The sequence below is a fragment of the Jeotgalibacillus campisalis genome (assembly GCF_000829515.1).
In the GTDB taxonomy this organism is placed as follows: Bacteria; Bacillota; Bacilli; order Bacillales; family Jeotgalibacillaceae; genus Jeotgalibacillus; species Jeotgalibacillus campisalis.
In genome coordinates this window covers 56,215-81,559 of record NZ_JXRR01000013.1, presented here as the reverse complement: position 1 = coordinate 81,559, position 25,345 = coordinate 56,215, and the positions used below count along the sequence as shown (strand labels likewise).

General features: G+C 42.4%; 19 protein-coding genes. 3 read left to right on the top strand and 16 right to left on the bottom strand.

All coding sequences use genetic code 11. The features are described 5' to 3' along the window. Nucleotides 1–3: 3 nt before the first annotated feature. The 9 genes from KR50_RS06885 to KR50_RS06845 form a co-directional block, all read right to left on the bottom strand. Complete coding sequence (locus KR50_RS06885) at nucleotides 4–894, bottom strand: ABC transporter permease (RefSeq protein WP_084215519.1); 891 nt, start codon at nucleotides 892–894, stop codon at nucleotides 4–6. A 212-nt stretch (nucleotides 895–1,106) separates the two neighbouring features. Then, nucleotides 1,107–2,573 carry a response regulator transcription factor gene (locus KR50_RS06880; protein WP_041056567.1) on the bottom strand — a complete coding sequence of 489 codons (1,467 nt, stop codon included), beginning with the start codon at nucleotides 2,571–2,573 and terminating at the stop codon, nucleotides 1,107–1,109. A 4-nt stretch (nucleotides 2,574–2,577) separates the two neighbouring features. Next, nucleotides 2,578–4,356 carry a sensor histidine kinase gene (locus tag KR50_RS06875; RefSeq protein ID WP_041056564.1) on the bottom strand — a complete coding sequence of 593 codons (1,779 nt, stop codon included), beginning with the start codon at nucleotides 4,354–4,356 and terminating at the stop codon, nucleotides 2,578–2,580. A gap of 261 nt (nucleotides 4,357–4,617) precedes the next feature. Next, nucleotides 4,618–5,358 (bottom strand): YesL family protein, encoded by a 741-nt coding sequence (locus tag KR50_RS06870; RefSeq protein ID WP_041056561.1) that lies wholly within the window; start codon nucleotides 5,356–5,358, stop codon nucleotides 4,618–4,620. After that, entirely contained in the window at nucleotides 5,288–7,627 is a 2,340-nt protein-coding gene (locus KR50_RS06865; RefSeq protein ID WP_041056558.1) for a glycosyl hydrolase family 95 catalytic domain-containing protein, read from the bottom strand. Before KR50_RS06865 ends, KR50_RS06870 begins: the two co-directional genes overlap by 71 nt. Then, on the bottom strand, nucleotides 7,624–9,651 hold the full coding sequence (locus tag KR50_RS06860; protein ID WP_041056555.1) for a beta-galactosidase: 2,028 nt from the start codon (nucleotides 9,649–9,651) through the stop codon (nucleotides 7,624–7,626). The genes KR50_RS06865 and KR50_RS06860 overlap by 4 nt, the downstream gene beginning before the upstream one ends. Continuing rightward, the gene (yicI, locus tag KR50_RS06855) at nucleotides 9,648–11,978 is read right to left on the bottom strand and encodes an alpha-xylosidase (RefSeq protein ID WP_041056553.1); all 2,331 of its coding nucleotides are present in this window, start codon (nucleotides 11,976–11,978) and stop codon (nucleotides 9,648–9,650) included. Before yicI ends, KR50_RS06860 begins: the two co-directional genes overlap by 4 nt. A 244-nt stretch (nucleotides 11,979–12,222) precedes the next feature. Beyond that, the gene (locus KR50_RS06850; RefSeq protein WP_041056550.1) at nucleotides 12,223–13,092 is read right to left on the bottom strand and encodes a DMT family transporter; all 870 of its coding nucleotides are present in this window, start codon (nucleotides 13,090–13,092) and stop codon (nucleotides 12,223–12,225) included. 223 nt (nucleotides 13,093–13,315) lie between these two features. Next, entirely contained in the window at nucleotides 13,316–13,507 is a 192-nt protein-coding gene (locus KR50_RS06845) for a hypothetical protein (protein ID WP_041056548.1), read from the bottom strand. Between the two features lie 313 nt (nucleotides 13,508–13,820). On the opposite strand from KR50_RS06845, the gene KR50_RS06840 reads away from it, so the two are divergent. Continuing rightward, complete coding sequence (locus KR50_RS06840; RefSeq protein WP_041056545.1) at nucleotides 13,821–14,342, top strand: AAA family ATPase; 522 nt, start codon at nucleotides 13,821–13,823, stop codon at nucleotides 14,340–14,342. 259 nt (nucleotides 14,343–14,601) lie between these two features. Next, a complete protein-coding gene (locus KR50_RS06835) occupies nucleotides 14,602–15,690 on the top strand; it encodes an NAD(P)-dependent alcohol dehydrogenase (protein ID WP_041056542.1) in 1,089 nt (362 codons plus the stop codon). A 107-nt stretch (nucleotides 15,691–15,797) separates the two neighbouring features. Here KR50_RS06835 and KR50_RS06830 read toward each other — a convergent pair whose 3' ends face one another. The 7 genes from KR50_RS06830 to KR50_RS06800 all read right to left on the bottom strand — a co-directional run bounded on the left by KR50_RS06830 (nucleotide 15,798) and on the right by KR50_RS06800 (nucleotide 24,444). Beyond that, on the bottom strand, nucleotides 15,798–18,365 hold the full coding sequence (locus tag KR50_RS06830; protein WP_041056540.1) for an FtsX-like permease family protein: 2,568 nt from the start codon (nucleotides 18,363–18,365) through the stop codon (nucleotides 15,798–15,800). Continuing rightward, nucleotides 18,362–19,045, bottom strand: coding sequence for an ABC transporter ATP-binding protein (locus KR50_RS06825; RefSeq protein WP_041056538.1), 684 nt, complete (start codon nucleotides 19,043–19,045; stop codon nucleotides 18,362–18,364). Before KR50_RS06825 ends, KR50_RS06830 begins: the two co-directional genes overlap by 4 nt. A gap of 110 nt (nucleotides 19,046–19,155) precedes the next feature. Then, the gene (locus tag KR50_RS06820) at nucleotides 19,156–20,175 is read right to left on the bottom strand and encodes a sensor histidine kinase (protein ID WP_041056535.1); all 1,020 of its coding nucleotides are present in this window, start codon (nucleotides 20,173–20,175) and stop codon (nucleotides 19,156–19,158) included. A 1-nt stretch (nucleotide 20,176) separates the two neighbouring features. Further along, nucleotides 20,177–20,863, bottom strand: coding sequence for a response regulator transcription factor (locus tag KR50_RS06815; RefSeq protein ID WP_041056533.1), 687 nt, complete (start codon nucleotides 20,861–20,863; stop codon nucleotides 20,177–20,179). Nucleotides 20,864–20,980: 117 nt separating this feature from the next. Continuing rightward, nucleotides 20,981–22,051, bottom strand: a complete 1,071-nt coding sequence (locus KR50_RS06810) for a Ger(x)C family spore germination protein (RefSeq protein ID WP_041056530.1) — start codon at nucleotides 22,049–22,051, stop codon at nucleotides 20,981–20,983. 1 nt (nucleotide 22,052) lies between these two features. Next, nucleotides 22,053–23,120, bottom strand: a complete 1,068-nt coding sequence (locus KR50_RS06805; RefSeq protein WP_041056527.1) for a GerAB/ArcD/ProY family transporter — start codon at nucleotides 23,118–23,120, stop codon at nucleotides 22,053–22,055. Continuing rightward, the gene (locus KR50_RS06800; RefSeq protein WP_041056525.1) at nucleotides 23,113–24,444 is read right to left on the bottom strand and encodes a spore germination protein; all 1,332 of its coding nucleotides are present in this window, start codon (nucleotides 24,442–24,444) and stop codon (nucleotides 23,113–23,115) included. Before KR50_RS06800 ends, KR50_RS06805 begins: the two co-directional genes overlap by 8 nt. A gap of 193 nt (nucleotides 24,445–24,637) precedes the next feature. Here KR50_RS06800 and KR50_RS06795 point away from each other — a divergent pair, with 193 nt between their 5' ends. Next, the gene (locus KR50_RS06795; protein ID WP_041056523.1) at nucleotides 24,638–25,330 is read left to right on the top strand and encodes an AIM24 family protein; all 693 of its coding nucleotides are present in this window, start codon (nucleotides 24,638–24,640) and stop codon (nucleotides 25,328–25,330) included. The last annotated feature ends 15 nt before the right edge of the window (nucleotides 25,331–25,345 follow it).

Genomic DNA, 25,345 nt, shown 5'->3' with positions numbered 1-25,345 from the left:
CCTTTACATGACACTTTGATTCGTGTAGCGCTTAAAAATGCCATTTGCTAGAAACAGCAGAACGATACTTACCAGTGAGTTGAAAATTCCGATCGCTGTTCCGTAAGAGAAACGGCCAAGACCGATTCCATAATTCAGCGCATACAGGTCGAGGACTTCAGCGTAATCGACGACAATCGGGTTGCCGAGTAAAAATTGCTTTTCAAATCCGATGGTGATTAAATGACCGATGGATAAAATTAACACAACGAGAATGGTTGGCCGGATTCCCGGCAGCGTTATATGCCAGATTTGACGCAGCCTGCTCGCACCGTCTACTTTCGCTGCCTCGTATTGCTGCGGATCAACCCCTGCCATTGCGGCCAAAAAGATAATCGAATTCCAGCCCATTTCCTTCCACAAATCAGACAGTGTCACAATCATCCAGAACCATTCACCTTTTGTCATAAACTGAACTGGTTCATTTACAAAGCCTGCCGCCATCAGCATTTCATTGACGATTCCGCCGTCAGTAGACAGCACCTTGGTAACAATGCCCGCCACAACGACCCATGAGACAAAATGGGGCAAATAGGAGACCGTCTGAACCGTCCGCTTAAACGTCTGAACCCGCACTTCATTTAGAAAAACCGCAAAGATAATGGGAACAACAAATCCAATAGCGAGTCCCATAATGCTCATCGCCAGCGTGTTGAGGAGAACTAAATAGAACCGTTCATCCTGAAAAAGGGCAGTGAAGTTAGCAAGACCCACCCACTCCTGCTCCATGAATGACCTTGCTGGTTTAAAATCCTGAAAGGCCATGGTCCAGCCCCAAAGCGGTACATAATTAAATACAAGCACCCACAGAACAAATGGAACAGACATCGCATATAAATACTTTTGCTGCTTCATCGTTTTAAAAAATCTGTGCTGTGTTTTGGCAGAACGGTTTATTTTTGTATGCGCTTTCTTTTCAACCGATTCCACTTTATCTCCCCCTGTTCTATACCTCCATCTTACAAGGAAAGATTCGGGTTCAATACCTGCTGATTTGCGTTAAAAATCATGTCAAAATTAAAGGATGTCCGTCCTCATTGTTTTAAAGCAATGGAGAACGGACATCTTTATTGGTTGAGCTTGTTTTTAAACGTCGTCGGAGAGACTCCTGCGTGTTTTTTGAACTTCCGGTGAAAGTAATCCACATTTGCATATCCGACTTTTTCTGCCACTTCATATACTTTAAAGCCTTTATTCAGCATTTCTTTCGCTTTTTCGGTGCGGACTTTATCTACATACGTGTTAAAGTATTCACCAGTATGGCTCTTAAACAGCTTTCCCAGATAGGCACTGTTATAGTTGAAGATCCCGGCTAGCGTTTCGAGTCTCAGATTTTCGTTATAGCGTGTGCGGATCAAGTCAACCATTTTATTCATGACGCTGTCTGGTGTACCGTCATCCATTATGTCAAGTACCGCTGTGAGAAAAGAGTTGCATGATTCCCCCATGGCTTCCATTGATGAAGCCTCATATAACTCGGTTGTTTTTAATCCCGTTTTGAGAAGCAATGATTGTTTTTTGGGATGGACGGCAGCGAGTTTATTCATCACCTGATTGCATAGAGAAGCTGCTTCCTTTTTTACTTCCTGCTCCGGCCATTTTCTTGCTGTCCATTCTTTAATTACCTCATCTAATATGGCGTACGCTGCTTCACTGCTTGAAGCTTCCAGGGCAAAGAAAAGACGATCGCGGTACACATCCGGATGCCATTCTTTTATTAACACATCTTCACGATCAAATGGCTGCTGAAGTACTGTTTTTTCAGGTATGTAAAAGGATGTACTCAACACCTGTTGAATATCCTTCCATTGCAGCAGACTATCTTGTATTTTATGAAGAACCGCAGAGGCTGCCACATGATAAGGCAATGATTCATCAAGCTGCTTCAGGAATGTAGCTGCATGAGAAGAAACGGGCAAAATAAAAATAAAGAGGTCTTTAATAGGAAAAAAAATGACTGATTCTGTCCTGTGAATCAGCTCATCTATTCTCTGCTGCCAATGCTGCAAATGGCGGCCGGGCTTTACAACTAAAAGACGCGACGGACCCTGCCAAATTCCTTTTTGTTCAAAAATAGACATAGCTTCAGTTCCATTTTCATCAAGAATATGTTGAAAAAGTTCTTTCCAGGAGCTAGACCGTCTTGGTTGATGGACAGAGGTGTTATAAGATGACTGAATGGCGATTAGCTTTTCAATCAGTTCATCTTCATCAATAGGCTTAAGCAAGTAGGCTTCAGCACCGCAGCTGATTGCACGCCTTGCGTAGTTGAAATCTGCATAACCGCTGAGAAGAATAAAGCGGGTATTCCGTGCTTCATCGCGAAGTGTTTCGAGCAGAGTAATTCCATCCATTTCCGGCATTTTAATATCGGCTATAATTAAATCCGGCTTCAGCTGCTGAAATTTTTCATAACCGTCTCTTCCATTTCGGGCCAGCCCAACTACACGATAGCCGTACGCCTCCCAGTCAATCAGCGTCTTTAATCCTTCTCGAATCATCGGTTCATCATCTACAATCAAAACGTCGCGCATCCTGTCACTCTCCTTGTATAGGAATCACAAAATGAATCAATGTACCTTCTCCTTCATCACTTTTAATCTGCAGACCGGATGAGTCGCCATATGTCAGCAAAAGCCGCTGATGCACGTTTCTCAATCCGATTCGATTTTCCTCTTCTGTCTCATTAATAAAATAGAGCACTTCTGATAAACGTTTTTCTGTAAATCCTTTACCATCATCTTTTACAGTCACTTTCATCCCACCGGGTACCATTTGAACTTGAACTGAGACCTTTCCTCCGTCGTCTTTATCTTCAAGTCCGTGAATAACTGAGTTTTCCACCAGCGGCTGAATGATAAGAGGTTCAATATGGACACCTTTAACTGACGGATCTACATAGAGATCATAGGAGAGACGTTTCTCATAGCGGAATGATTGAATCTCCAAATAACAGCGGACCATTTCAATTTCCATTTCCACGGGAACCGGGCGCCCGCCAGTTTCAATGCTTTTCCTCATCAGCTTCCCTAACAGCTTAACAATGCCTGCCGCTTCCTTTGCCCCTTCCATATGGGCTTTCATCCGGATCGATTCAAGCGTATTAAATAAAAAATGCGGATTAATTTGACTTGCCATCATCTTCAATTTTATATCTGCCTGGTTACGCTGCAGCTGTGCTTTTTGGCTGTTTGATTCCTTGAGCGTTTCAATCGATGCATCAAGCTCTTCTACCATGTGCTGAAACTGACGGGACAGTTCCCCAATTTCATCATTCCCTGACATTTCAACACTTGTCGATAAATCTCCTGTGGCAACTCTCCTGATCCTGGCGCTGAGCTCATCAAGCCTTTTTGAAAATAAACGGGACATAATGGCAATAAATAAAATCGCTCCAAGTGCTGCTAAAACCGTCATGAGTGCTCCTTTTGCGGCCAAAGCATTTGCGTTGCCAACGATATGATTATGCTGAACAGCAGATACTACACGAAGTCGGTTTTGACTTAGTTCATCGATTAAAATATCACTTGTTATAATTTGAGAAGCACTGCCATCTACTACCGCCTCATATAGCGCCTCCTCTCCATCTTCTGTACTATCGTCCAAAACCGTGCCGAGCTTCTGCCCTTTATTTGAAGGGTCGTTTGAGGCAACAATATGATCATGTTCATCTACAATCATCGTTAAAAACATTTCCTGATTTAAAATTACATCCAAAACAGCAGGATTGATTGTAATAATTAAAATAGCGAAGCTTTTTTCCTCTAAAAAATTGATGCGGCGAATCAGGCTTAGATACGGCTTGCCTCCATTTGTTTCATCCTCTATGTACTGCCACTTCATAAACCCGGCATCGACGGCTGCTTCCTGGTACCAGGCTTTATCCATAATCGTTTCATTTAGTGGGATCAGCTCCCAATTATTGATCATTGTTTGATTTTGTGTATACAATCTGATGGACTGTATATCAGGGTAGTATTGTTTATAGTAAGAAAATGTATTGAATGAACGATAGGCTTCCACCACCTCATTTGTCCTCGTAAACTGTGTATTTACAAGCATTCTAAGACGGTCATCAAACATAAGATTATTAGAGACAAAAACGGGAACACGAAGAACTTCCGATGTCCGCTGACGAACCCGCTCATTATTTAAAGCAGATTGGCTAATTGCATCATCAAGGGCATCCTGACGCATTTCATTCGTTAAATAGATACCTGCAGACAGGATCGGAAATACAACGATAATGAGAAAAAACCAAATAAATTTTTCAGGCAATTTCATATTGTTAAACCGCAAAAGCAGCCATTTTTTCACTTAAACACCTTCCCACTCATCTGTAAGCGCTTCCATTTTGTGTTACTTTATTTTACCATGATCTGTTTTGTTTTCTGAAAGTGTATACTGTATCTATTTTCATGTCAAAATTAGTGATATTCATCTTCAGATACCTGTTGGAACTTGCTTTCTTATAGATAAACTGCAAAAATCCGGATCCATTATCGAAACTAAAAAAATTCGATAATGAATTCGGATTTTGCGTATGGTCAATGTTCCGATGGATTCTTCGCTTGGAAACTATTTACCTGCTTTTGAAACAGCCGTATCGAGTCTTAATAAAGATTGGATATGCCGGGCGCCTTCCGTATTCTCTACCTTTATAAATTCCCTCTTCTGAGTGAGTCTCATCTGATAAAAGGTGTTAAAGAAACTAAATGCAATATAGGCAAGGACAACTGCTGAACAAAACGGCAGTAAAAAGGTATAAATAGAAGAAATATAAAAGAGTGTCCCGGCCATTGCAGCAATCATCACGACAAAGAGCGGTCTCATCGCAGTCATAATTAGCGCATTTTTAATTGTGTGCAGGACATTTACGTAAAAATGTACTTGAAACGCAAAGAAAAATAACATCCATGCCAGCAGCCAGATGCTGATGATTATCATAGCAACTTGTGGAAATGATCCAGCCTGTGCAAGCCATCCGGTCCAAACAATCGTAAAAAACACTCCCCCGATCAGGCTTTGAACGAAGTTGTCTTTAAAGTATCGAAAAAAGGACAACACCGCCTCTTCTTCCTTCAACACCCACTTTCGGATAACGGCAAATAAGGCAGCTGTGGAAGGGAAAAATAGCAGCGGTACGAGCGCAATAGGTACACCCAGCCCTAAAGCAAGCTCTCCGTTGTTTGCCCAATAATCAGCCAGTATAAAAAAAAGCGGAGCGTTGCATAAAAACCACAGAAAGTTAAGACTTGCTCCCTTTGTGATCCAGCTCGCACTCCGGTGCACACTTCCAAGCATTCCGCTCATTTGCATACGATCTCCTCCATTCAAGTTGAATCGGTTCTTCGGCCGGCAAGGTTTGTATCCACTCCATTCCTTCCTCTTCGTTTAATGACCATCCAGGCTGCCGGGTATAGAAGACAACGTCCTGCTCCGTTGATGATTTGATGATCAGCTGCATAATGCCGGCTGATACATTCCAGTTAAACCGGATCACTGTCAGCCCGCCGCGGCACAGCATCCCTTTTAGCATGCCTTCGCTCATTTCAGCCGGCAGTGCCGGAAGCAATTCAATTCTGCCTGGTAATGAAAAGAGTGCCGCATTTTGAATCAACTCCGGAAAAGCCCCATTTGCATCAACATTAAATACATGATGATTTTCAAAATGTGCGGTCATAAAGCTTGGATACACTGCACCTCCTGAAAGCATCATTTTCATGATCTTTGCAATGGTTTTGCCGTCACCAAGCCTCGCTGCACAAAGAGCTGCATGCATACGGCCATGTGACGATGTATCTGTATCCGGATTGAAGACCCAATGCTTTAGCTTATTTTGATAGGCTTTCTCTGCTGCTTTCCATAAAACCGGCGTTTTTTCTGGGGAAAATTCATAGCTTTGAAACAATGGATACAAGTGTGAAAAGTGGCGGTGATCATCATTTTCTTCATGATCGTCTACAGCCCACTCCTTCAAAGCACCCTCCTCAGTCAATTCATAAAGCGGCAGCTTGCCGAGCATCTCCTGCCAGCGTGGAATGTCTTCTTCTCCCATCTCAAGAAGGATGCTTGCGTTAATCATATTGGTCAGAAGCTCCCTAACCACCGCAATGTCCATCGTACTATTGGCAGCAATGCCATTTTCCGCTGAATAGGACGGCAAAAAAAGCAGTTTGCCGTTTACTTCTATTAAAAAATCTTCGTAAAACAGTGCTGCTTCCTTCATAAAAGGAAGGGCATGGTCATGTAAATACGTAAGATCTCCTGTGTACTGATAGTAATCAAAAAGCCAATGAGCCAGCCACCCAGCACCGCACGTCCAAAATGCACCAAAAAATGTATCACACTCCCGGTCACCCCAGCTTGAGTCACCCCAATGAGTATGAAGTCCGCTCGAAGAAGCACAAACGCCGGCTAAAATTCCGCGGCAGCCAAACATCCTTCTGGCATTATAACGGAAATCTTCCATATACGATTCCAGCAGACGCGTATAAGGTTCCATTCCATGCAGCATGTTGGCGCTGAAAACCGATGCCATCCCCAGTTGTAAATTCGTGTCCATGGTGTAATCCGAGGACCACGGCGGATCAAAGGTACCCGTCCAGATCCCTTGCAGATTAGGGGGGCGGCTGCCTGCACTGCACAAAAACATATAGCGTCCTGCGTCGTAGCATTTTTCAATCAGTGCAGGGTGCAAGATACCGGTTTCTTTACTTTCATTTAGCAGTGCTTCACCACTCCAGCTTCGTCTTTCTCCTCCGTTTAAATCCAGTGAGGCCTTGTAAAATAGCTCTTCATGTTTTTTCTTGTGACGTTCAAAGCATTCTGCATAACTGCCACTTGAGAATAAGAAGTCACTCCCGATCTCAGGAGCCACTTTCATTTTCAATTCGATCCATGTAGCCCCGTTAATAATGAGACACCCACCTGCAAATCTCGCTTCACCATTATGAGTTGCTTCAATTTTACTCCGGTAGCCGCCACCGTGTTCATAAGAATGAATTCCGTTCCAGGTTTCCCCCTTGAATTGGACATCTGCTTTTACCCCAGGATGACCTGCTTCTTCAATTGACAGACGTACATTTTGAAGTGGGACGCTTGATGAAATTCGCAGCATGACGCAGCCGTCTGGACGGGAGGCAAACAATTGGTGAGTAAATCGATCACAGCTGGAGGTGATTTCGCCTGTTGCATAGTTAACAGAGCGGCTATAGCCTCCTGCTCCATTTGCTTCCTCCTGTTCAATCACAAACGTTAATGCCGGATGAAAAGGGTCCGTTAAAACAATCGTATGACCCAGTTCCTCACCCTTTTGGATAAAGTAATCATGACCAGCCCTGTAACCTTCTGTTCGGCTGATTCTCCGTACTTCATCCAAATACGGTGCCATATCCGGGATGAAATCTGGAGAGCCAAGCGGCATAAACAGCTCTGCTTGACTTAAGACGATCCTCTCTTTTTCGGGCGGCCCATACTGAATCACACCCATTTCCCCGTTGCCTGTCATGTGACCGAATTGCCAGGTTAAGGCAGGAGTCAGACTGAGCGTACCATGTCCCGGCACTTGCAGAGATCTGCCGCTCATTGTCCGCTCACCTTCAGTACTGCCACCCCAAATGGAGAAAGATCGATGGCCCCTTCATATTCCTCTCCATCCAGTATATTTGTGTAGATTTTATCTAATGAAACTGTCCCAGTCTCCTGTGAATGATTCAATAGGAATATATACGTGACGCCGTCTTTTTCACGCGCCGTCACTTCAACGTCGGCAGGAGCCTTTGTTCCAAGCAAGGGCTTAAGACCATGAGAGGTGCAAAGCGATGAAATCAGCCGCTCCATAAATTCATGATCCATACTCGCCGCCGCATACCAGGCGTGTCCTTGGCCAAAGTGGTTTTTAGTCAGTGCGGGCATTCCCTCATAAAAATCACTGGCGAATGACGCAACCGCTTCAGCCCCTTCTAAATGAAGCAAATCGCATAAGATGGAGGCATGATAGTCACTCCCGTCTTCCTTCATCACCACTTTATTGGTTTTACCAGGAGGCAGGGAATCAATTTCTTCTACCCAAATGCCAAGCAAGGGGCGAAGTTCACCAGGATATCCACCTGTTACGACTAAGTCGTGTTCATCGACGATCCCGCTGAAAAAAGTGGTAATAAACGTCCCGCCGCTTTGGGTAAAGTCTTCTAGTTTCTTTGCCATCCCAGCCTTTACCATATACAGCACCGGCGCTGCGACGATTTGGTAGCTGCTTAAATCATCCTTTACACTAATCACGTCAACCGGAACATTGCACCGCTGAAATGCCTCGTAATACTTGAATACTTCCTCCACGTATTTTAAATCCCGGCTCGGGCCGCTCGACAGCTCCATTGCCCACCAATTATCCCAGTCAAACAGGATGGCGGCTTTGGCAGGAGTTGTGGCGTGAAGAAGCGTATCTCCAAGTACAGCTAGTTCATTCCCAAGCGCTGCGCACTCCCGAAAAACGCGGGTATGTTCATGTCCTGCATGATCAATAACAGCTCCGTGAAATTTCTCACACGCCCCGATCGACCGCCGAATCTGGAAAAACATCACGGTATCTGCCCCATGCGCAATCGCCTGCCAGCTGTGAAGCCTCATTTCCCCCGGCCGCTTCAGCTCATTGTACGGATGCCAGTTCGTTACGCTTGGTGTCTGCTCCATCAGCATGAAGGACTGACCATGTTTTAGTCCGCGCATGATATCATGACTCATCGAATTTAAAAGCGGCGAAGATCCTGCCTGCGGATAGCTGTCCCATGATACAATGTCCATTTCTTTCGCCCATTTATGATAATCAATCGGTTTATAGGTCCCCATAAGATTAGTCGTTACATTAATCCCAGGCGTCCATTTTTTTAAAATGTCCTGCTCAAGCTTGAAGCAATCAAGCATGCTGTCTGAGTTAAAACGGCGGTAATCGAGTGAAATCCCTTGAAACGCTGTGTAATCATATTGACCCAAATGTTCACTGAGATTATTTGGTGCAACGATTTCCTCCCAAGCGTAAAACGTGTGGCCCCAAAATGAGGTATTCCACACCCTGTTCACTTCATCCAGCGAACCGTATTTGTTTTTGAGCCAAATTCGAAAGCCTTCTTCGCACTGACTGCAGTAGCAATCTCCCCCAAACTCGTTGGATACATGCCAAAGCAGAAGCGCCGGATGATCGTGATACCTCTTTGCAATCTCTTCAACAAGCCTCCCAGCAAATCTTCGGTAGGAGGGACTGTTTGGACAGGAATTGTGCCGCAGACCAAATTTCCGCCTGCGACCGTCAAAATCTGTCCGCAAAACATCCGGATAACGATGTGCCATCCAGGCCGGATGCACTGCAGTAGAGGTGGCAAGACAGGCATAGCGATTTTCTTCCGCCAGCAGATCCATGACTTGATCAAGTGTGGAAAAATCGTAGATGTCTTCATCCGGCTGAAGCTTTGCCCAGCTAAACACATTGACCGTCATGATATCCATTTCTGCAAGCTTTGTGATTCTCATATCTTCCTTCCAAATCTCTTTTGGCCATTGTTCCGGATTGTAGTCGCCTCCGTAGAGCACTTTCTTCACTTTTTCATGGATCATAAATGTGATTCTCTGCTTTCATTTAGTGAAAGAACTGCTTTATCTCCTGTCATGACGAGCGTTTTACCTTTACCAGCAGCTTCAAGCTTTCCGCCGTCAGCACGGTCAATATCTTCACGATGGAGGTGGAGAGTACAGCCTGTCAAGCCCTCTGTTTCTACAGTGATGGTGCTTCCACTGCGGGAGGCTTTTGCCCACCCTGCTTTTTCTCCCTCTTTTGTCCAGACATCCGCAGCAGCCGTTTCCCCTTCCTGAAGGTCAAATACATGTACGGTCACATCCTGCAAATAATCATATTCAGCTGTTTGTTCCTGAGCTCCTGTAATCAAAAGGGACGATCCTTTTACTAGAAGCGGCAATGACATATAGTTGTGTTCTTCTGTATACCAGCGTCCGCCTGCTATTTTTTCTTCCGTTAAAAAATTGGTCCAGCTTCCTTTTGGAACATAATACCGCACCGTTCCTTTAGCATTGAAAATCGGCGCAACCAGAAGTGAATCCCCAAGCATATACTGACGGTCAAGATACTGACATGTATCATCCTCAGGAAATTCCAGCACCATCGGACGCATCATGGCTACACCACTTTCTGTCGCTTCGCATGCCTGAGAAAATAAATACGGCATCAATCGGTTTTTCAGCTTGGTAAACTGCCTGGTCACGTCTACTGCCTCATCCCCATAATTCCATGGCACCTTGTACTCCGAATTCCCGTGATAGCGGCTGTGTGAGGATAGCAATCCAAACTGTGTCCAGCGTTTATAAAGATCAGGCGTTGCTCCATGTTCAAAGCCTGAAATATCATGACTCCAGAAGCTGAATCCGGATAAACTGAAAGAAAGACCCCCGCGCAGCGTTTCCGCCATCGAACGGTAATTGGACCAGCAGTCTCCTCCCCAGTGGACAGGGAATTTCTGGCTTCCTGCAGTCGCAGAACGGGCAAACAGAGCCGCCTCCCCCTTTCCTCTTTTACGTTCCAGAAGATTAAACACGGTTTCATTATATAAATAGGTGTAATAATTGTGCATTTTCTCCGGATCTTCGCCGTTATGATACACGACATCAGTCGGAATCCGCTCTCCAAAATCGGTTTTAAATGAATCCACTCCCATGTCCATCAGCATTTCCAGCTTTTCTTCAAACCACTTGCATGCATCTGGATTGGTAAAGTCCACAATCGCCTGCCCTGCCTGCCATTTATCCCATTGCCAAACAGAGCCGTCCGCTCTTTTTAGTAAATAGCCATTTTGCTGACCTTCGTCAAACAGCTGTGATTTCTGCCCTATGTAAGGGTTAATCCAAACGCAGATTTTTAACCCCTTCTCCTTTAATCGCTTCAGCATAGCGGCGGGTTCCGGGAATACACGGTCGTCCCATTTGAAGTTGCACCATTCAAACTCTTTCATCCAGAAGCAGTCAAAATGAAACACATCAAGTGGAATATCCCGTTCAATCATTCCGTCTACGAATTGGTTTACGGTTTCTTCATCATAATCTGTTGTAAAGGACGTGCTCAGCCATAATCCGAACGACCATGCAGGCGGCAAAGAAGGCTTTCCCGTTAAATCGGTGTATTTTTTCAGCACTTCTTTCATGGTCGGACCATAAATCACATAGTACTCCAGCGACTCCCCTTTAACAGAAAACTGTACATTGGACACTTTTTCAGACCCAACTTCAAACGAGACGTTCTCCGGCTGATTGACAAAAATTCCGTATCCTTTACTGCTTATGTAAAATGGAATGCTTTTATAGGCCTGCTCACTTCCAGTACCACCGTCCTCGTTCCAGATGTCAATACTCTGACCATTTTTCACAAATGGACCGAATCTCTCTCCAAGACCGTAAATAAGTTCCCCCACATCCAGTGACAGCTGTTCACGCATAAACGACTGCTTCTCATCGCTCATAATATAGCTCATATTTCTTGAACCTGTCTCTGTTAAAAGCTCATCGTCTCCTTTAAATTGAACAGACCAGCTCCCTGCCTTATTCACTTCCGTTTTTAGACGGCCGCTTTGAAAAGTGAACGTACGATCAGTGTCTTCTGTAAGAAAAGCCGGTTCTTGGGATTTTACTTCAAATGAAGGGAACTCCTTCATTTTCCCTTTATGGTGAATCATTTTTACACCAATTACATCTGCTGCTGGCGCTGACAGCTCAATCGTCATCATTCCACCGTCGAGTGTATTTCCTCTATGTACGATAGGGACAAACGGGGCATACAAAACCGCTTTGTCATCGTGAACGGCTGTATCATGCAGCTGTGAGGGATACTGCAGAGTAAAGCCATCCCGATCCATCCAATTTCCATTGCTGAATTTCATATAAAACTCCTCTTTTCCATGATGTTTTTGCCAGTATACCATCACAAAAAAGCGCTTACATCCCATCGACTTTCATACATAATCATGTCATTTTTAGGGATTGAACCAACTTTATAGAATAACTAACAGAATGATTGCATGTATTCAGCCTATAAAAAAATCTGCGACAAAAGTGTCACAGATTTTTCTAGCGGTTCCTGCATTACAGCGGACGGTTTAAGAGACATCGTCATGTTTTATATGGTCAGGATGATTGCTTCACACTAAGCAGCGTAATAGTTGATAGGATTACCACCATTCCAAGTACTTGAATGATGCCCAGATGATCACCAAGCAGTAAAACGCCCAGCAAAGAGGCTGTAACCGGCTCAACCATGGCCACCATTGAAGCAGTGGAGGCAGCCGTTAGCCGGATACCAATGACATACAAGATGAATGATAGTCCAGCCCCTACCAGCCCTAATAATAGAAACCAGCCGATGTCGCTTGAAGTCAGCACGGCTGCTGCCTGATTATTGTCTGTAAATATGAAAAGTACTAAACAAAATGATAAAAAGGCAATGGTTAGGATAATGGGAGGCTTGCCGTATAAAGAAGCTTTTTTAAACCCGAATATAAATAAAGCATAGGATAGCCCTGCTGCAAGCCCGGTTAAAACTCCTTCATAACTTACTGAAATAGAATCAGGATTGTAGGCGCCGGTAAGAAGAATGATGCCCAGGAGCACTCCGCCAATACTTCCCCATTTAAACCATGTAGATCTCTCCATTCTTAATAAAAAGGACGCAATCAGAACAAAGACAGGTGCGGTGTACATTAAAGTAGCGGCGACGGGTACACTGGAGGCCTGGATGCTGAGAAAATAAAAAGTGAAATTCCCTGCAACTCCCACCCCAGCAAGCAGAGACCAAATATACAAAGGTTTAGATACAATCCAATTGTTCTTAAATCGCAGCAAAAACCATGCAAGAAAGAATAATAAACCAATTGCGCCGCGATAAAAGGATATGATAAACGGACTCCATTCCTTATCTATAAGGATGTCCCCAATTACTCCGCTAACGCCCCAGAATATGGCAGCCAGCATAACTAAAAACACACCTTTATTCTTCATGAGATCCCTCCAAACGATTAGTAGGTGGATTGTATAAAAACTTACACTTACCTACCATTTGAATCTTTTTTCTGACAATGTAAAGCGGAAGCTTAGAGCTTCTCTCTGATATGTAACTGAGCCCAATCCATTGAAAGAAGCCAGCATTGCATTTAACGAAAAGAATTTTACGGATGATTTAAAAAATAAGAGCACTCAGCTGAATGCTCTTATTCATGACTTTTTAAATTGGATCTACTGTCACCATTACCACGTGTTTCAAGTTAAATTTATGGAGTTTTCCATCCGTGCTTTCCACAAATTTATTTTCATCATGGCCGAACATCAGGATTGCACTTCTTTTCTCTTCGGCCTCCACATGGTCCACTACTTCTGCTCCAGTGGTAAGATGATACGTTACTTTAAATTTTTTCATGACATTTACCTCCCAAATTTAACTACATATAAACTCATACATCCCGTTAATTACCCTGTGGTGAATACGGTTAAACGAACTTTATAAGATGTACTTTTGTCATGCAGAACATTTTCCTTTATATGTAATCTCTCCATTTCTTCAGCTCCACGTATGAGAAGATTTAAACCCTCCTGCTCAAAATAGCAGCAAACACGATCGTATATACCTTTTAAATAGTTGGGGAAAAATTGCGTATTGAAGATTAAATAAAGGATATTCAAACTCTTTTATGGAATAAAAATGTAAATCAACAATGAGACGGGGTGAACAAATGAAGCAGCGATCTTTTAATAAAATCCACATTATCGGCTCTGTAGGCAGCGGTAAAACAACGTTAGCTAAAGAACTTTCCGAACAATTAGCGATTCCTTATTTTGAATTGGACAACATAGTCTGGATCCGAAATAAAAATGGAGATATCAGAAGAACAGAACAAGAAAGAGAAGAATATCTCAACGGCATCCTGCAAACGGATCAATGGATTGTAGAAGGAATACATAATGAAGATTGGGTGCGAAGCTGTTTTAATGAGGCAGATATCATTATCTATTTACATACTGCATACTCAACAAGAACCTATCGCATCATTAAAAGATATCTTAAACAAAAGCTTCGGGTAGAAAAATCACATTACAAACCTACATTCACGATTTTTATGAAAATGTTTAAATGGAACCGGTCATTTGAAGACGTGGGAAAAGTGAACTTTTTCAGCTGCTATGCCGTTCATAGTGACAAAATATTGGTGATTAGGTCTACAAAATGGCTAAAGGAATGGATCAACAATACGTGATCTTTGTGATGTTTCTAATTTAAACAAATTGCATCAATCTAATGAATAGCAGGCCCAGACCCATCTAGTAAATCGTTCACGAACTTTTTTTATTGCTTCATTACTAAGATGTAGTTCGAGGATCAATTCATCAACTCAACTGGCCTTTTCTATAGAGATTAACAAAGATTATGCATTTGAAAATGAATAACCCTCAGGATTAAGTTCAATCCTAAAGGGTAGTGCATGAGTAGAAGCAACTTTTTATAGGAGGGGTAAAATGAAAATTCAAGCCGCTGTTACACATGGCTTAGAGGAAGACTTTACCGTTGAAGAGGTCGAGCTTAGCGAACCGAAACCGAATGAAGTACTGGTCAAAATTGTGGCAACCGGAATCTGTCATACTGATGCTGTTGCCAGGGATATGGGTTTGTGCCCTTTTCCAGCCGTTCTTGGACATGAAGGTTCCGGTATAGTTGAAAAAGTAGGATCTGCTGTCACGAAGATCCAGACCGGTGACCATGTAGTACTATCATTTACCTATTGCGGCCATTGCGAGAACTGCCTGAGTGGACATCCAACCGTTTGCATGAAGTTCAACGATTTAAACTTTGGAGGGAAAATGCAGGACGGTACCAACAGGCTTCATCAGAACGATCAGGACGTATCGACATTTTTCGGCCAATCTTCTTTTGGCACATTCGCCGTTGCTAATGAGCAAAACGTCGTTAAAGTAGACCCTGAAGTAGATATCGCGCTGCTGGGCCCTCTTGGTTGCGGGATTCAAACTGGCGCAGGTACTGTATTAAATCGGATTAAGCCTGAGTTTGGCACCTCTATCGCAATTTATGGCAGTGGAGCAGTCGGATTGAGCGCTGTCATGGCCGCTAAAATCGCAGGCTGCTTGAATATCATTGCGGTTGATCTTCATGAAAGCCGCCTGGAGCTGGCCAAGGAATTAGGTGCCACGCATACATTGAATGGCAATGATGTCGATGTTGTTCAAGAAGTGAAAAAAATTACGAACGGCGGGGCACATTACGCTGTTGAGACAACCGGAGTTCCGCCTGTTGTAAAACAATCCATTCATGGACTTCGTCCGCTTGGATCATGCGCGATTGTCGGTGTCACACCTGAAATGACGTTTGATGTTCACAACGACATCATGGCAGAAGGAAAAACCGTAATGGGCGTTATTGAGGGCGACTCGATTCCTCAACTATTCATTCCACAGCTTGTGGACTATTACAAGCGCGGTCTGTTCCCGTTCGATAAACTTGTCAAACTATATGAATTTGATCAGATTAACGAAGCATTTGAAGATTCTAAAAAAGGAACGGCTATAAAGCCAATCGTAAAAATCGGTTAAAACAGCACGATTGTTTTAAAAAATAGAGGTTGGAACGTATCTGAAAACTAAAGCGCAAGCAACCGTAAAATAGCCTGAGACACTTTTGTCTCAGGCTTACCTTTATGTTAAATATTTTCCTGCTTCAAACCATCTATGATGTTTTGTTTCTTTATCTTGGAAATAGAGTAGAGCATGGCTGAGCTGACAATGATGAAAATGGCGGCGACCACAAAAAGAATATCGAGCCACGGTAGTTCAAATCCGTATTCAAATGTTTCTCTTACTGATAGATGGATGAGATACATCAGAATGAAACTAATTGGCAGACCAATCAATAGTGAATTCAATCCGTAAAAGATGCTTTCATAATGAATCATTTTATTAAAGCCTTTTGGTGTCATGCCGACTGACTTCAGCATGGCAAATTCTTTCTTTCTAAGTGAGATGCTGGTGGAAATCGTATTAAAAATATTCGCAATGGAAATTAACGAAATCAGTGAAATAAATCCATACGTAAAAACGGATAAAAACATGATCATTTGCTCATCGCGTTCTCTGCTTTGAACAACATTATAGATATAGGTTGAAGAAGGGACGATTTCTTCAAGTGCCTCCTGTGTTAGCACCGGATCACTGCTGTTAAGGTAAAGGCTTGAATTTATTTCACTTTCTTCCTGCCCGGTAAGGAGATGATCTAATGTTTCCATTGTGACAATTACATCAAGTCCACCAAGATGTGCCGTATCACTAATCCCCATCGGAATCTCATCAGTTAATGCACCGATTTCCACATTCCCTAAAGAAGAGATTTCTTCCGTTTCATAATTCGTAAACAGCAGTTCAATGGTATCTTCAGGATTTGCGTTAATAGACTTTGTTTCAATAAATTTGGAGCTTTGAAAATCCTGAAAGGCGATGTCTTCAATCAAAATGGCTCTTGGCTGTTCGACATTCTGATACCCATCCGAATCGGTTCTCACTTTATCAGCATATTTTTTAAAACTGCTTTCACTTAAACCATAAAAATTAACGTAGTAGGGATACCTCCCATCTTGAAGTTCCACCTGCTGCTGATTGATAAATGCAGGCAACCCTTCAGGAAATTTTTCTTCCTCGATCAGAGAAGTAAGGCTTATGTTTTTTTGAATACTATACTCAGTGACCCCTTCTAGCTGGACCCATGGCTCAAATTCAGAAATATCTCCATTGCTGCCCTCAACTAAAATATCAAAATTAATGCTCTCTTGTGACATTTCGACCGACCTGCTTAAGTTATTCGTGAAAAACGAGACAGATAAGAAAAGGATGATGCTAATGACGAGTGAAAAAACCGTCGCGTAATACCTCTTTTTATTTCTCTTCATGTTTTTCATGCCGATCTCAGCTTCCAGGCCAAACGTTTTTCTAACAATACTGGAGGTTTTAACCCCTTTAGCGGTTAGTTTTATGTCCTGTGTCTGGCGGATGGCATCCATGGCTGAAATTTTTGATGCCTTTCGAGCCGGAATATAAGTAGAGATAAAAATTGTACCGGAAGAGATTAGACAAGCGACAATGATCGAAGCGGGTGTCACCACAATAGCAAGTTTTTCTGTCGTTCCTAATGCCTGTTCCATAAATGAGTTAATAAACAGGAAAGTTACCGCAATACCGCCAATCCCTGCTAGAATACCAACTGGGATACTAATCAAGCCGATGACTGCTCCTTCAAAAAAGACCGAATTACGCTTTTGTTTTTTTGTTGCGCCCACACTTGAAAGCATTCCCAAATGCCTTGCCCTTTCAGAAACACTGATGGCAAATGCATTATAAATGAGTGAGACCGAACCGATTATAATAACAGCAATAATAATGCCTGCTAATGAAAACAGGGTCGTCTGCAGATTATCATTATCTGTTACACCGTAATATCTTAAGAGCTCATCATTGTACCCGAAACGTTTAATCCCATTTTGCTCTGCCAGATTTTGTGATTCTTTATATAATGATTTGCTTACTTTTTCTAAAGTAACAAGTGCACTTACAGAGTCCGTTGCTGCGATTTCTTCCTGATCAATATAGCTGACCATTGTATAACCCGGTGACCATGAAGGCTCCCACTCCGGTCTTTTTATCATCCCGACTACTTTAAAAGTTTTGGTTGTTTTTATCTGGAGACGTTCGTCTTGAAAAGTATCATTTTGGTCAAGTAACATACTCCCTTCCTCTAAAACCCTTTCCCCGATTTCAACAGTCAGTTCATCGCCAATGCCATAATCTACTGAAGTATCTTTCAAAAGATGTTCAGGAACAACGATCTCGTCTGCTGCCTCCGGAAGACGTCCATCCTTTACCTCAACGGGAAATACCTCAACACCTGCTGGATTATATCCCTTGAAGAATAGATAAGGCTTATTTTCATTTTCTGCTTCCTCAAATTCCGCATAGCCAAGATCATTGGATAGAATGACGTTTTTGTTATTTTCCTCTTCTTCTATTGCCTCTAGTTGCTCGGCCGTGACATTTTTGTATTGAACATGCCACTCGCCATTGTCAGCAATGGACTGTCTTTTCATCAGGTCAAGAAATGAGACCCCAAGTGTAGCAACAGCTGCAATCATCGCCACTGAGATAATGACACCAACAATCGTCACAAGTGTTCTTCTCTTATTTTCTTTCAGGTGCCTCAGCGTCAGCTTATTGATGATGTTCATGGACGGATCACCTCATCCCGGGCGACTTTTCCGTCGTTAATTTCTATTACACGGTCCGCCTGCAGAGCAATCCTTTCATCATGAGTGATCACAATCAGCGTCTGATTGTAGGTTTTATTGAACATTTTCAACAGTTCCATGATCTCTCCGCTGTTTTTACTATCCAGGTTCCCAGTCGGTTCATCGGCAAGAATGATCGCTGGATTGCTGATCAGCGCTCTGCCGATTGATACACGCTGCTGCTGCCCCCCGGAAAGCTGATTGGGCAAGTGATTTAAACGATCTGTTAATCCGAGTGTCGATGAGATTTCGTTGAATTGCTTCTTATCCACTTTGTGTTCATCGAGAAGCAGCGGAAGGGTCATGTTTTCTTCTACCGTCAAAATAGGAATGAGATTATAAAATTGATAGATTAGACCGATTTGTCTGCGTCTGAATATCGCCAACTGGGTTTCGTTCAGCTGATAAATATCCGTATTGTCGACCAGCACCTTGCCATTTGACGGTCTGTCCACCCCGCCGAGTAAGTGCAGCAGTGTTGATTTGCCTGAGCCGGACGGACCAATAATCGCCACAAATTCCCCTTTTTCAACCGTAAATGAAACATCATCCAATGCCTTTACTGCTGTGTCGCCCTTGCCATACCTCTTAGACAGATGTTCGATTCGTAATATACTCACTTGCATTCCCTCCATCTCTTAAATCCTGACTCCAGTGTATCTGCCTAAGATGACTTTAAAGTGACTTTTATCGTGACAGTTTAGTCACTTAAGAGGAGAGGCTCCATATCCTAATCGGACGAACCTCTCCCCTTATGATGGTAAAACTTTATATGAAATTCGGTTCCGCTGCCTTGTTTGCTCCTTACCTCGATGTCCCCCTGCTGACTCGTAATGATGCTGTAAGCCATCGCAAGCCCGATGCCAACACTGTCTTCTCCTGCATTTTTCCCTTTGTAAAAGCGTCTAAAAATATATGGCAGGTCTTCTTTAGGAATTCCGCTTCCATTATCTTTAATTTTGATTTCTGTAAAAAGAGGGTTCTCTGAAAATGTAATGGAGATATGCCCCTTGACCGGAGTGTGCTCCACACAGTTTTTCAAAATATTAATCAGTGCCTCAGCTGTCCACTGGAAATCGCCGGAAAAAGAAACAGTTCTGTCCCCTTCTACCGATAACGTCTGTTCCTTAATATCCATTGGAATCATCACCGGCTGCACGGCCCGATCAATCAATTTGTGGAGGGGAACGTCTTCCTTTTTAAAAAGAACGGTTCCTGCATCAATCTTTGATAACTTTAACAATGAGGACACAAGCCACTCAATTCTCTCTAATTGATTAAGTATATTTTTTGTGAATTCAGCCCGTTTTGATTCACTCAGCTGACTGTCACTTAGCAAATCAGCCATCATAGTCATGGATGTAAGCGGTGTCTTCAGCTGATGCGAGATATCTGAAATCGCATTGGTCAGCATACTCTTGTCCTGTTTGAGCGAAGAGCTTTGTTGTGACAGCATCAGTGTAACTTTATAAATATCGCTTTTTAAAATACTTAATTCTCCCTCATAGTTATCACGTACATCCAGTGTATAGTCCCCATTGCTGATGCGGCGCAAATAATCAGAGAGCTGTCCGATCTCACGGTATCTCCAGCTTGTGAAAACGAAACTGCTGGTAATCAGCAGCACAGAGGTAAAAAAAACAAGCGCAGCAGCCGACGTGGAAAGGAAGATGAATGCCACTCCACACCCCGCTGCAACAATCAGAATCAAGATGATAAGGTAGGCTTGAATTTCTTTATTTCTCCACATCTCATTGCCCTGCCTTGTAGCCCATGCCGCGAACAGTTCGAATAATCACAGGGTTTTGCGGATCAGCCTCCAGCTTTTCCCGCAATCGCTTAATATACACAGTGAGCGTGTTGTCGTTGACAAAATCACCTGCAACATCCCAAATTCGATCAAGAAGCTGAGCGCGCGTTAGGACCTGGCCGATATGATTGGCAAAAACCATCAGCAAGCGGTATTCCAATGCCGTCAGCAGGACCTCTTCCCCATTTTGCAATACCTTGCCTTCGAGCGTATTAATTCGGATATTCTCAATATCTATGTAGGTTTTTATTTGTTCAGGCTGCTTATGGTAACGCCGTAAAACTGATTTTATTCGGGACATCAGCTCCCGAACCCTGAACGGCTTTGTAATATAATCGTCCGCTCCCATATCAAGGCCCATCACCACATTGACCTCATCGTCAAGCGCCGTAAGAAAAATAACAGGCTTATCCTCCCGCTTCTTCACCCGTTCGCAAAGATCATAGCCGCTGCCATCAGGCAAAGACAAATCAAATAAGCACAAATCAATCTCATCCAGTTTTTCATCAATCACTTGTCCCGCCGACTCAACATCATGACAAAGCACTGTGTCATATCCATCCTGCCGGAGAGAATAGTCCAAACCTGCAGCAATCGTCCGATCGTCCTCTACCAGCAATACTTTCATCGTTTCAACACCCTAACCATTTTCCTCTATCATATTTTATCTTATACTTTCCGTCAAAAGGCACAGCAGAAAAAAATTCCTAAGATGAGAACATTTTAGCAGCGGGGATTAGATTCTTTAATTTGCAGTATGTTTTAAGTTCCCATAATTTTGTATATCGACATGAATGATTGGATTAAACTCAAGGTTGGGGTAATAGTCAGAACGCCAATTTTTAAGGTCTTTTCTGGGTATTTCTTTTCTAAAATGCTGTCCGATTCCTAAGATATCGGCTTCACTTGTTTTCAATTTCACGACCAGCGCTTTATATCGATCTAATAGCAATTCTTCTAAGTTCTTTTTAATTTCCTGAGCGCTTGGATTCCCATTCGTTTCAAGAATCATGACGCTAAAGTTGAAAGTGGTTTGTAAGGAAGGTGTCTGATCAGTAAATTCAGTTTTATAATCCGTGTCGTTACTTATGACCATCACACTGGCTTGATCTAAGACTTCAATTTTCCCCCGGGTGCTCTTGTTTTTAAAAGCATTATAAAGAAGGGTTTCGTCCGACGATATCACTTCTACCAGCTTTCCGTTTTTAATCACAGCAGAGCCAACAATTTCAAGAAAGGTGGTTTGACCGCGCTTTAACATAGGTATTGCTACATCTCTGGTATAAGAATGGCTGCTGCGATAAACTTCCCATACTCTTGAAAGCGCTATATGAGGATCCCAGCCGGAATACTTTTCAAAATAATCAAGGAGAATGGTTCCTTCTTGTCCTTCCGAGTTTTCCATGCTTTGAAAAAATTGATCAATATCATCATCACAAATCGCGATGACTGCTTTAGCAGAAACATCTCTTGATCGTATAAATCCAGAGATCAAATCGTTCAATCCTTCTTCAGCCAGCCGTTTGTCTACAACAATCACTTTAACATGCAGCAGATCCACGGCACTTTCCATATTTACGCTAATGTTATCGATGATTTGGTTAATGGTTTCCCCCTCGCCTGTCACAATTCTTGTCCCGAGACGATCTGGAGCAGGCTCGGGAATTTGGAGAAATACTTTGTATCCTTCATCCATTTTTGATACCCCTATGGAAATAGGCATCACTCGATGATTAATGTCTCTATTATCCCAGCACCCGCTTAATGGAAAGATTAAAAAAGGAAGTACACTGAATAGAATTATTTTCTTTAACATATTAATACACCTTCTTTTTAGACAAATGCCCTAGAAAGCAGATAGACAGCGGGACGGTAAAGAGGACATAAAATCGCAGAACTGAATTCCACTTAAATAGCATCTGTACTTGCTGCCAATTGGGAATTAACAAACATGCGATATAAATCACAATCGTCAGTGCTGCTACTATATAACCTGTCTTAATTGATGGAAAGGAATGATGAATGATAATCGAAGCTTTCCATAATACAAGTGTGATAAACAGCATGATAAACGTAATCAAACTGAGAAGAAAAAATACGGTGGCCCGATCAAACATGATCCAGGATAAAGCGATCGTATCCAGCGCTAATACAAACGGAAATACGAATGTTTCAGCGGTTGCTTTTCCGAAAGTAAGAAGAGGGATATATACGGAAAGAATAAAAGCAGGAATAACGGCCGCAAACGCAATTACAATTTTCTTCCTTTGAAAAGAGATTTCAGGTTGTACAAATCCAAGAAATAAAAACCCCCCACTGATGGCAAAAAAGCTATTTATATAAGATTGTTTCGTAATAAAAGAAAAATCATTATTCCATATAGGATATAGATAACTAACATCTACATTTTGAAAAGAAACGATCAATACAAATAGTAGAAAGGGCAGGAAGAGAAATGAAACTAAAATGCCTGTTCGAAAGATCGCCTGAACACCTTGAATAGATAAGAAAAGGGGTATAAAAAGTAATAACGCCATGAGTGCCCATAGAGGAGTATTCGCAAGAAAAATGATGGTAAGGATCTCAGAATAAGCCCGAACAATTATTATTGCAGCAGAAATAAAATATAAGAATACCGGCAATAAAAATAGAATTAAATACACTTTCCCAAATGAGGAGTAAATCGTGATGATATTTCTTCCCGGAAAGAAGCTTAGTCCTTTTAGATAAAGAAGGACAAAAGCGATGTGAATAATAATTCCTAAAGAAATAGGAATCCAATGCCCCTGATCTGTGCTTTCTATTATATTTGCAGGATAAAGAAAAAAAATAAGTCCTAGATGAGTGAGGATATACATCATCACAACCTGTAAACTTCTATCCATGACTACCATCACCCTTTGATTGTTTAAAATTTAAATAAGGTACCCCCAAAGAAGAAACCCCTGCAAGATAGGCACAAATAAAAAAAACGCCTGCCAAGATTCCAAGAACGCCAAAAACCGAAGAAAATATCAACACAATGTATTTAAGCAAACGAATCGATAGTAGATTTTGAACCCCTACTACTGTGGAATTTGCGATCGTGGTGGCAGCTAAAACAATGACGAGCAAGTTACTCACAAGCTGTGCTTCTACAGCAGCCTGACCGAGAATGATGCCCCCGACCATTGTGATAGTAGGCCCTATGCTTTTGGGAAGCCTGACACTTGCCTCCATGATTAGTTCGAGAACAACAAGCATGATGATAATTTCAATAAATGCCGGGTAAGGCACTCCTTCGCGACTTTGCGCAATAGATAAGGCAAGCTCCAGCCTTAAAACTTCGGGATTTACGGCAACAAGCGCTACATAAAGACCAGGAAAAATTAAAGCAATTAACGTTCCCGCTATTCGGAGCGAACGAAGAGAGACCATAAGAGGATAAGTCAAGTTTTTATCGCTCTCAAGAAAAAACATATCAGCAAAAACACTTGGAAGAATTAAAGCGAATGGGAGACCATCTAAAAACAAAATGACTTTGCCATTAAGCAATGATTGAGCCGCTTCAGACGGCATCTCGGTTGTTTTTACTCTCGGTACAATGCTATACGGTGTTATACCAAGCATTTTAGTAACATCCTGTATGCTATGAAGATCATTTATGCTGTTGCGTTTAATATCTTTTAATACAGTTTGTAAGAGATTCTCCTCTACTATGCCTTCGTAATAAATAAGTGAAAGTTCTTTTTTATTGTGGGTTCCCGTAAGAAAATGTTTAACCCGAATTTTTTCAGATACTACATGTTTCCTCATAACGCCGATATTTGTAAGCGAATCTTCATTAAAAGAAACGAATGGTCCTAACATAGTGTTTTCATTCGTAATCTGATCGATGGCACGATTAAGCTTTACAGGGACTGGATCTACACTCACGACAAAATCAGCGTTGGGAGAGGGGGCAATCATTAATTTGCCATCCAAAAGTAATGAAGTGATCTCACCGGCATTTCTTTTTATTTCCCCTAACTGACTAATTTGCTTTTGTTTTTCCTTGTTAGAATAATTTTTTTGCCCCAACTGTTCCAATTGTTTTATAGTAGGCCCCAAATCAATAAGGCTATTAAGACCAAAAAGTACGACAGAAAGATCCTTTAATTGCTGTTCAGTGAAAAGCAGATCATCATTTTCGCCTATTGAATCTTTAATTTCTTTTATTAAAGAATTCATGTTGAAAATCCTTTCTTGAACCCATTTCGAATGAGTTCTAGTATCTCCAATCGGGATCTTGGGTATTCAAGTTTGCGGTGCAGAGAAGAATGGACGGAGATTTTTCACCAAGTAAACTATTTTTGTTAGTAAATAAAGAACTTTTTGTTTACTCAAACGTAGTACCTACTAGGTAAATGAAAGGAGAATTTTTATGTCTAAGTACTCCATTAAACAATTTGTTCAGAAAACAAAGCAGGAAGAAAGCGCACGTGACTTTTTCGAGCTTGAAACGGACCGTCTGTTAGAAGTGAATTTAAACGGGCAGGTTTGGGCAAAAGCAGGATCGATGATTTCCTATGAGGGAGCCATCAAGTTTGAACGTGAAGGAATGTTAGAGCACGGAATTGGACGCTTTGTAAAAAAAGCTTTCAGTGGTGAGGGCGCTCAGCTAATGAAAGCAAACGGGCGGGGGAAACTGTATGTAGCGGATATGGGGAAGAAAATTACTGTTTTAGATCTTGAGGGAGAAAGCATCTTTATAAATGGGAACGACCTTCTTGCTTTTCAGGACGGACTTGATTGGGACATCAAGCTCATGCGCCGTGTGGCGGGAATGATGGCTGGCGGACTTTTTAATGTACGTCTGGAAGGACAGGGACTTGTCGCTTTTACTTCTCACTACGAGCCGCTTACTTTACTCGTAACACCCGACAGACCTGTATTTACCGATCCTAACGCAACGGTTGCCTGGTCCGGAAACCTTGAGCCGGAGTTCGTAACAGACATTCAGCTGAAAAGCTTATTTGGCAGAGGCAGCGGAGAATCTGTACAAATGAAATTCTCCGGCAATGGATTTGTGGTCGTGCAGCCATATGAAGAAGTGTACCAGACGCAGCAAAGCTGATAAGGAAAAAGGCCA

Bases quoted from the DNA above. Each gene is read 5' to 3' on its own strand.
- KR50_RS06820 (WP_041056535.1), bottom strand. From the start codon at position 20,175: ATGTGGAGAAATAAAGAAATTCAAGCCTACCTTATCATCTTGATTCTG.
- KR50_RS06845 (WP_041056548.1), bottom strand. From the start codon at position 13,507: ATGAAAAAATTTAAAGTAACGTATCATCTTACCACTGGAGCAGAAGTA.
- KR50_RS06880 (WP_041056567.1), bottom strand. From the start codon at position 2,573: ATGCGCGACGTTTTGATTGTAGATGATGAACCGATGATTCGAGAAGGA.
- KR50_RS06810 (WP_041056530.1), bottom strand. From the start codon at position 22,051: ATGTTAAAGAAAATAATTCTATTCAGTGTACTTCCTTTTTTAATCTTT.
- KR50_RS06800 (WP_041056525.1), bottom strand. From the start codon at position 24,444: ATGAATTCTTTAATAAAAGAAATTAAAGATTCAATAGGCGAAAATGAT.
- KR50_RS06865 (WP_041056558.1), bottom strand. From the start codon at position 7,627: ATGAGCGGCAGATCTCTGCAAGTGCCGGGACATGGTACGCTCAGTCTG.
- KR50_RS06835 (WP_041056542.1), top strand. From the start codon at position 14,602: ATGAAAATTCAAGCCGCTGTTACACATGGCTTAGAGGAAGACTTTACC.
- KR50_RS06885 (WP_084215519.1), bottom strand. From the start codon at position 894: ATGAAGCAGCAAAAGTATTTATATGCGATGTCTGTTCCATTTGTTCTG.
- KR50_RS06815 (WP_041056533.1), bottom strand. From the start codon at position 20,863: ATGAAAGTATTGCTGGTAGAGGACGATCGGACGATTGCTGCAGGTTTG.
- KR50_RS06805 (WP_041056527.1), bottom strand. From the start codon at position 23,120: ATGGATAGAAGTTTACAGGTTGTGATGATGTATATCCTCACTCATCTA.
- KR50_RS06870 (WP_041056561.1), bottom strand. From the start codon at position 5,358: ATGCAAATGAGCGGAATGCTTGGAAGTGTGCACCGGAGTGCGAGCTGG.
- yicI (WP_041056553.1), bottom strand. From the start codon at position 11,978: ATGAAATTCAGCAATGGAAATTGGATGGATCGGGATGGCTTTACTCTG.
- KR50_RS06795 (WP_041056523.1), top strand. From the start codon at position 24,638: ATGTCTAAGTACTCCATTAAACAATTTGTTCAGAAAACAAAGCAGGAA.
- KR50_RS06850 (WP_041056550.1), bottom strand. From the start codon at position 13,092: ATGAAGAATAAAGGTGTGTTTTTAGTTATGCTGGCTGCCATATTCTGG.
- KR50_RS06860 (WP_041056555.1), bottom strand. From the start codon at position 9,651: ATGATCCATGAAAAAGTGAAGAAAGTGCTCTACGGAGGCGACTACAAT.
- KR50_RS06840 (WP_041056545.1), top strand. From the start codon at position 13,821: ATGAAGCAGCGATCTTTTAATAAAATCCACATTATCGGCTCTGTAGGC.
- KR50_RS06830 (WP_041056540.1), bottom strand. From the start codon at position 18,365: ATGAACATCATCAATAAGCTGACGCTGAGGCACCTGAAAGAAAATAAG.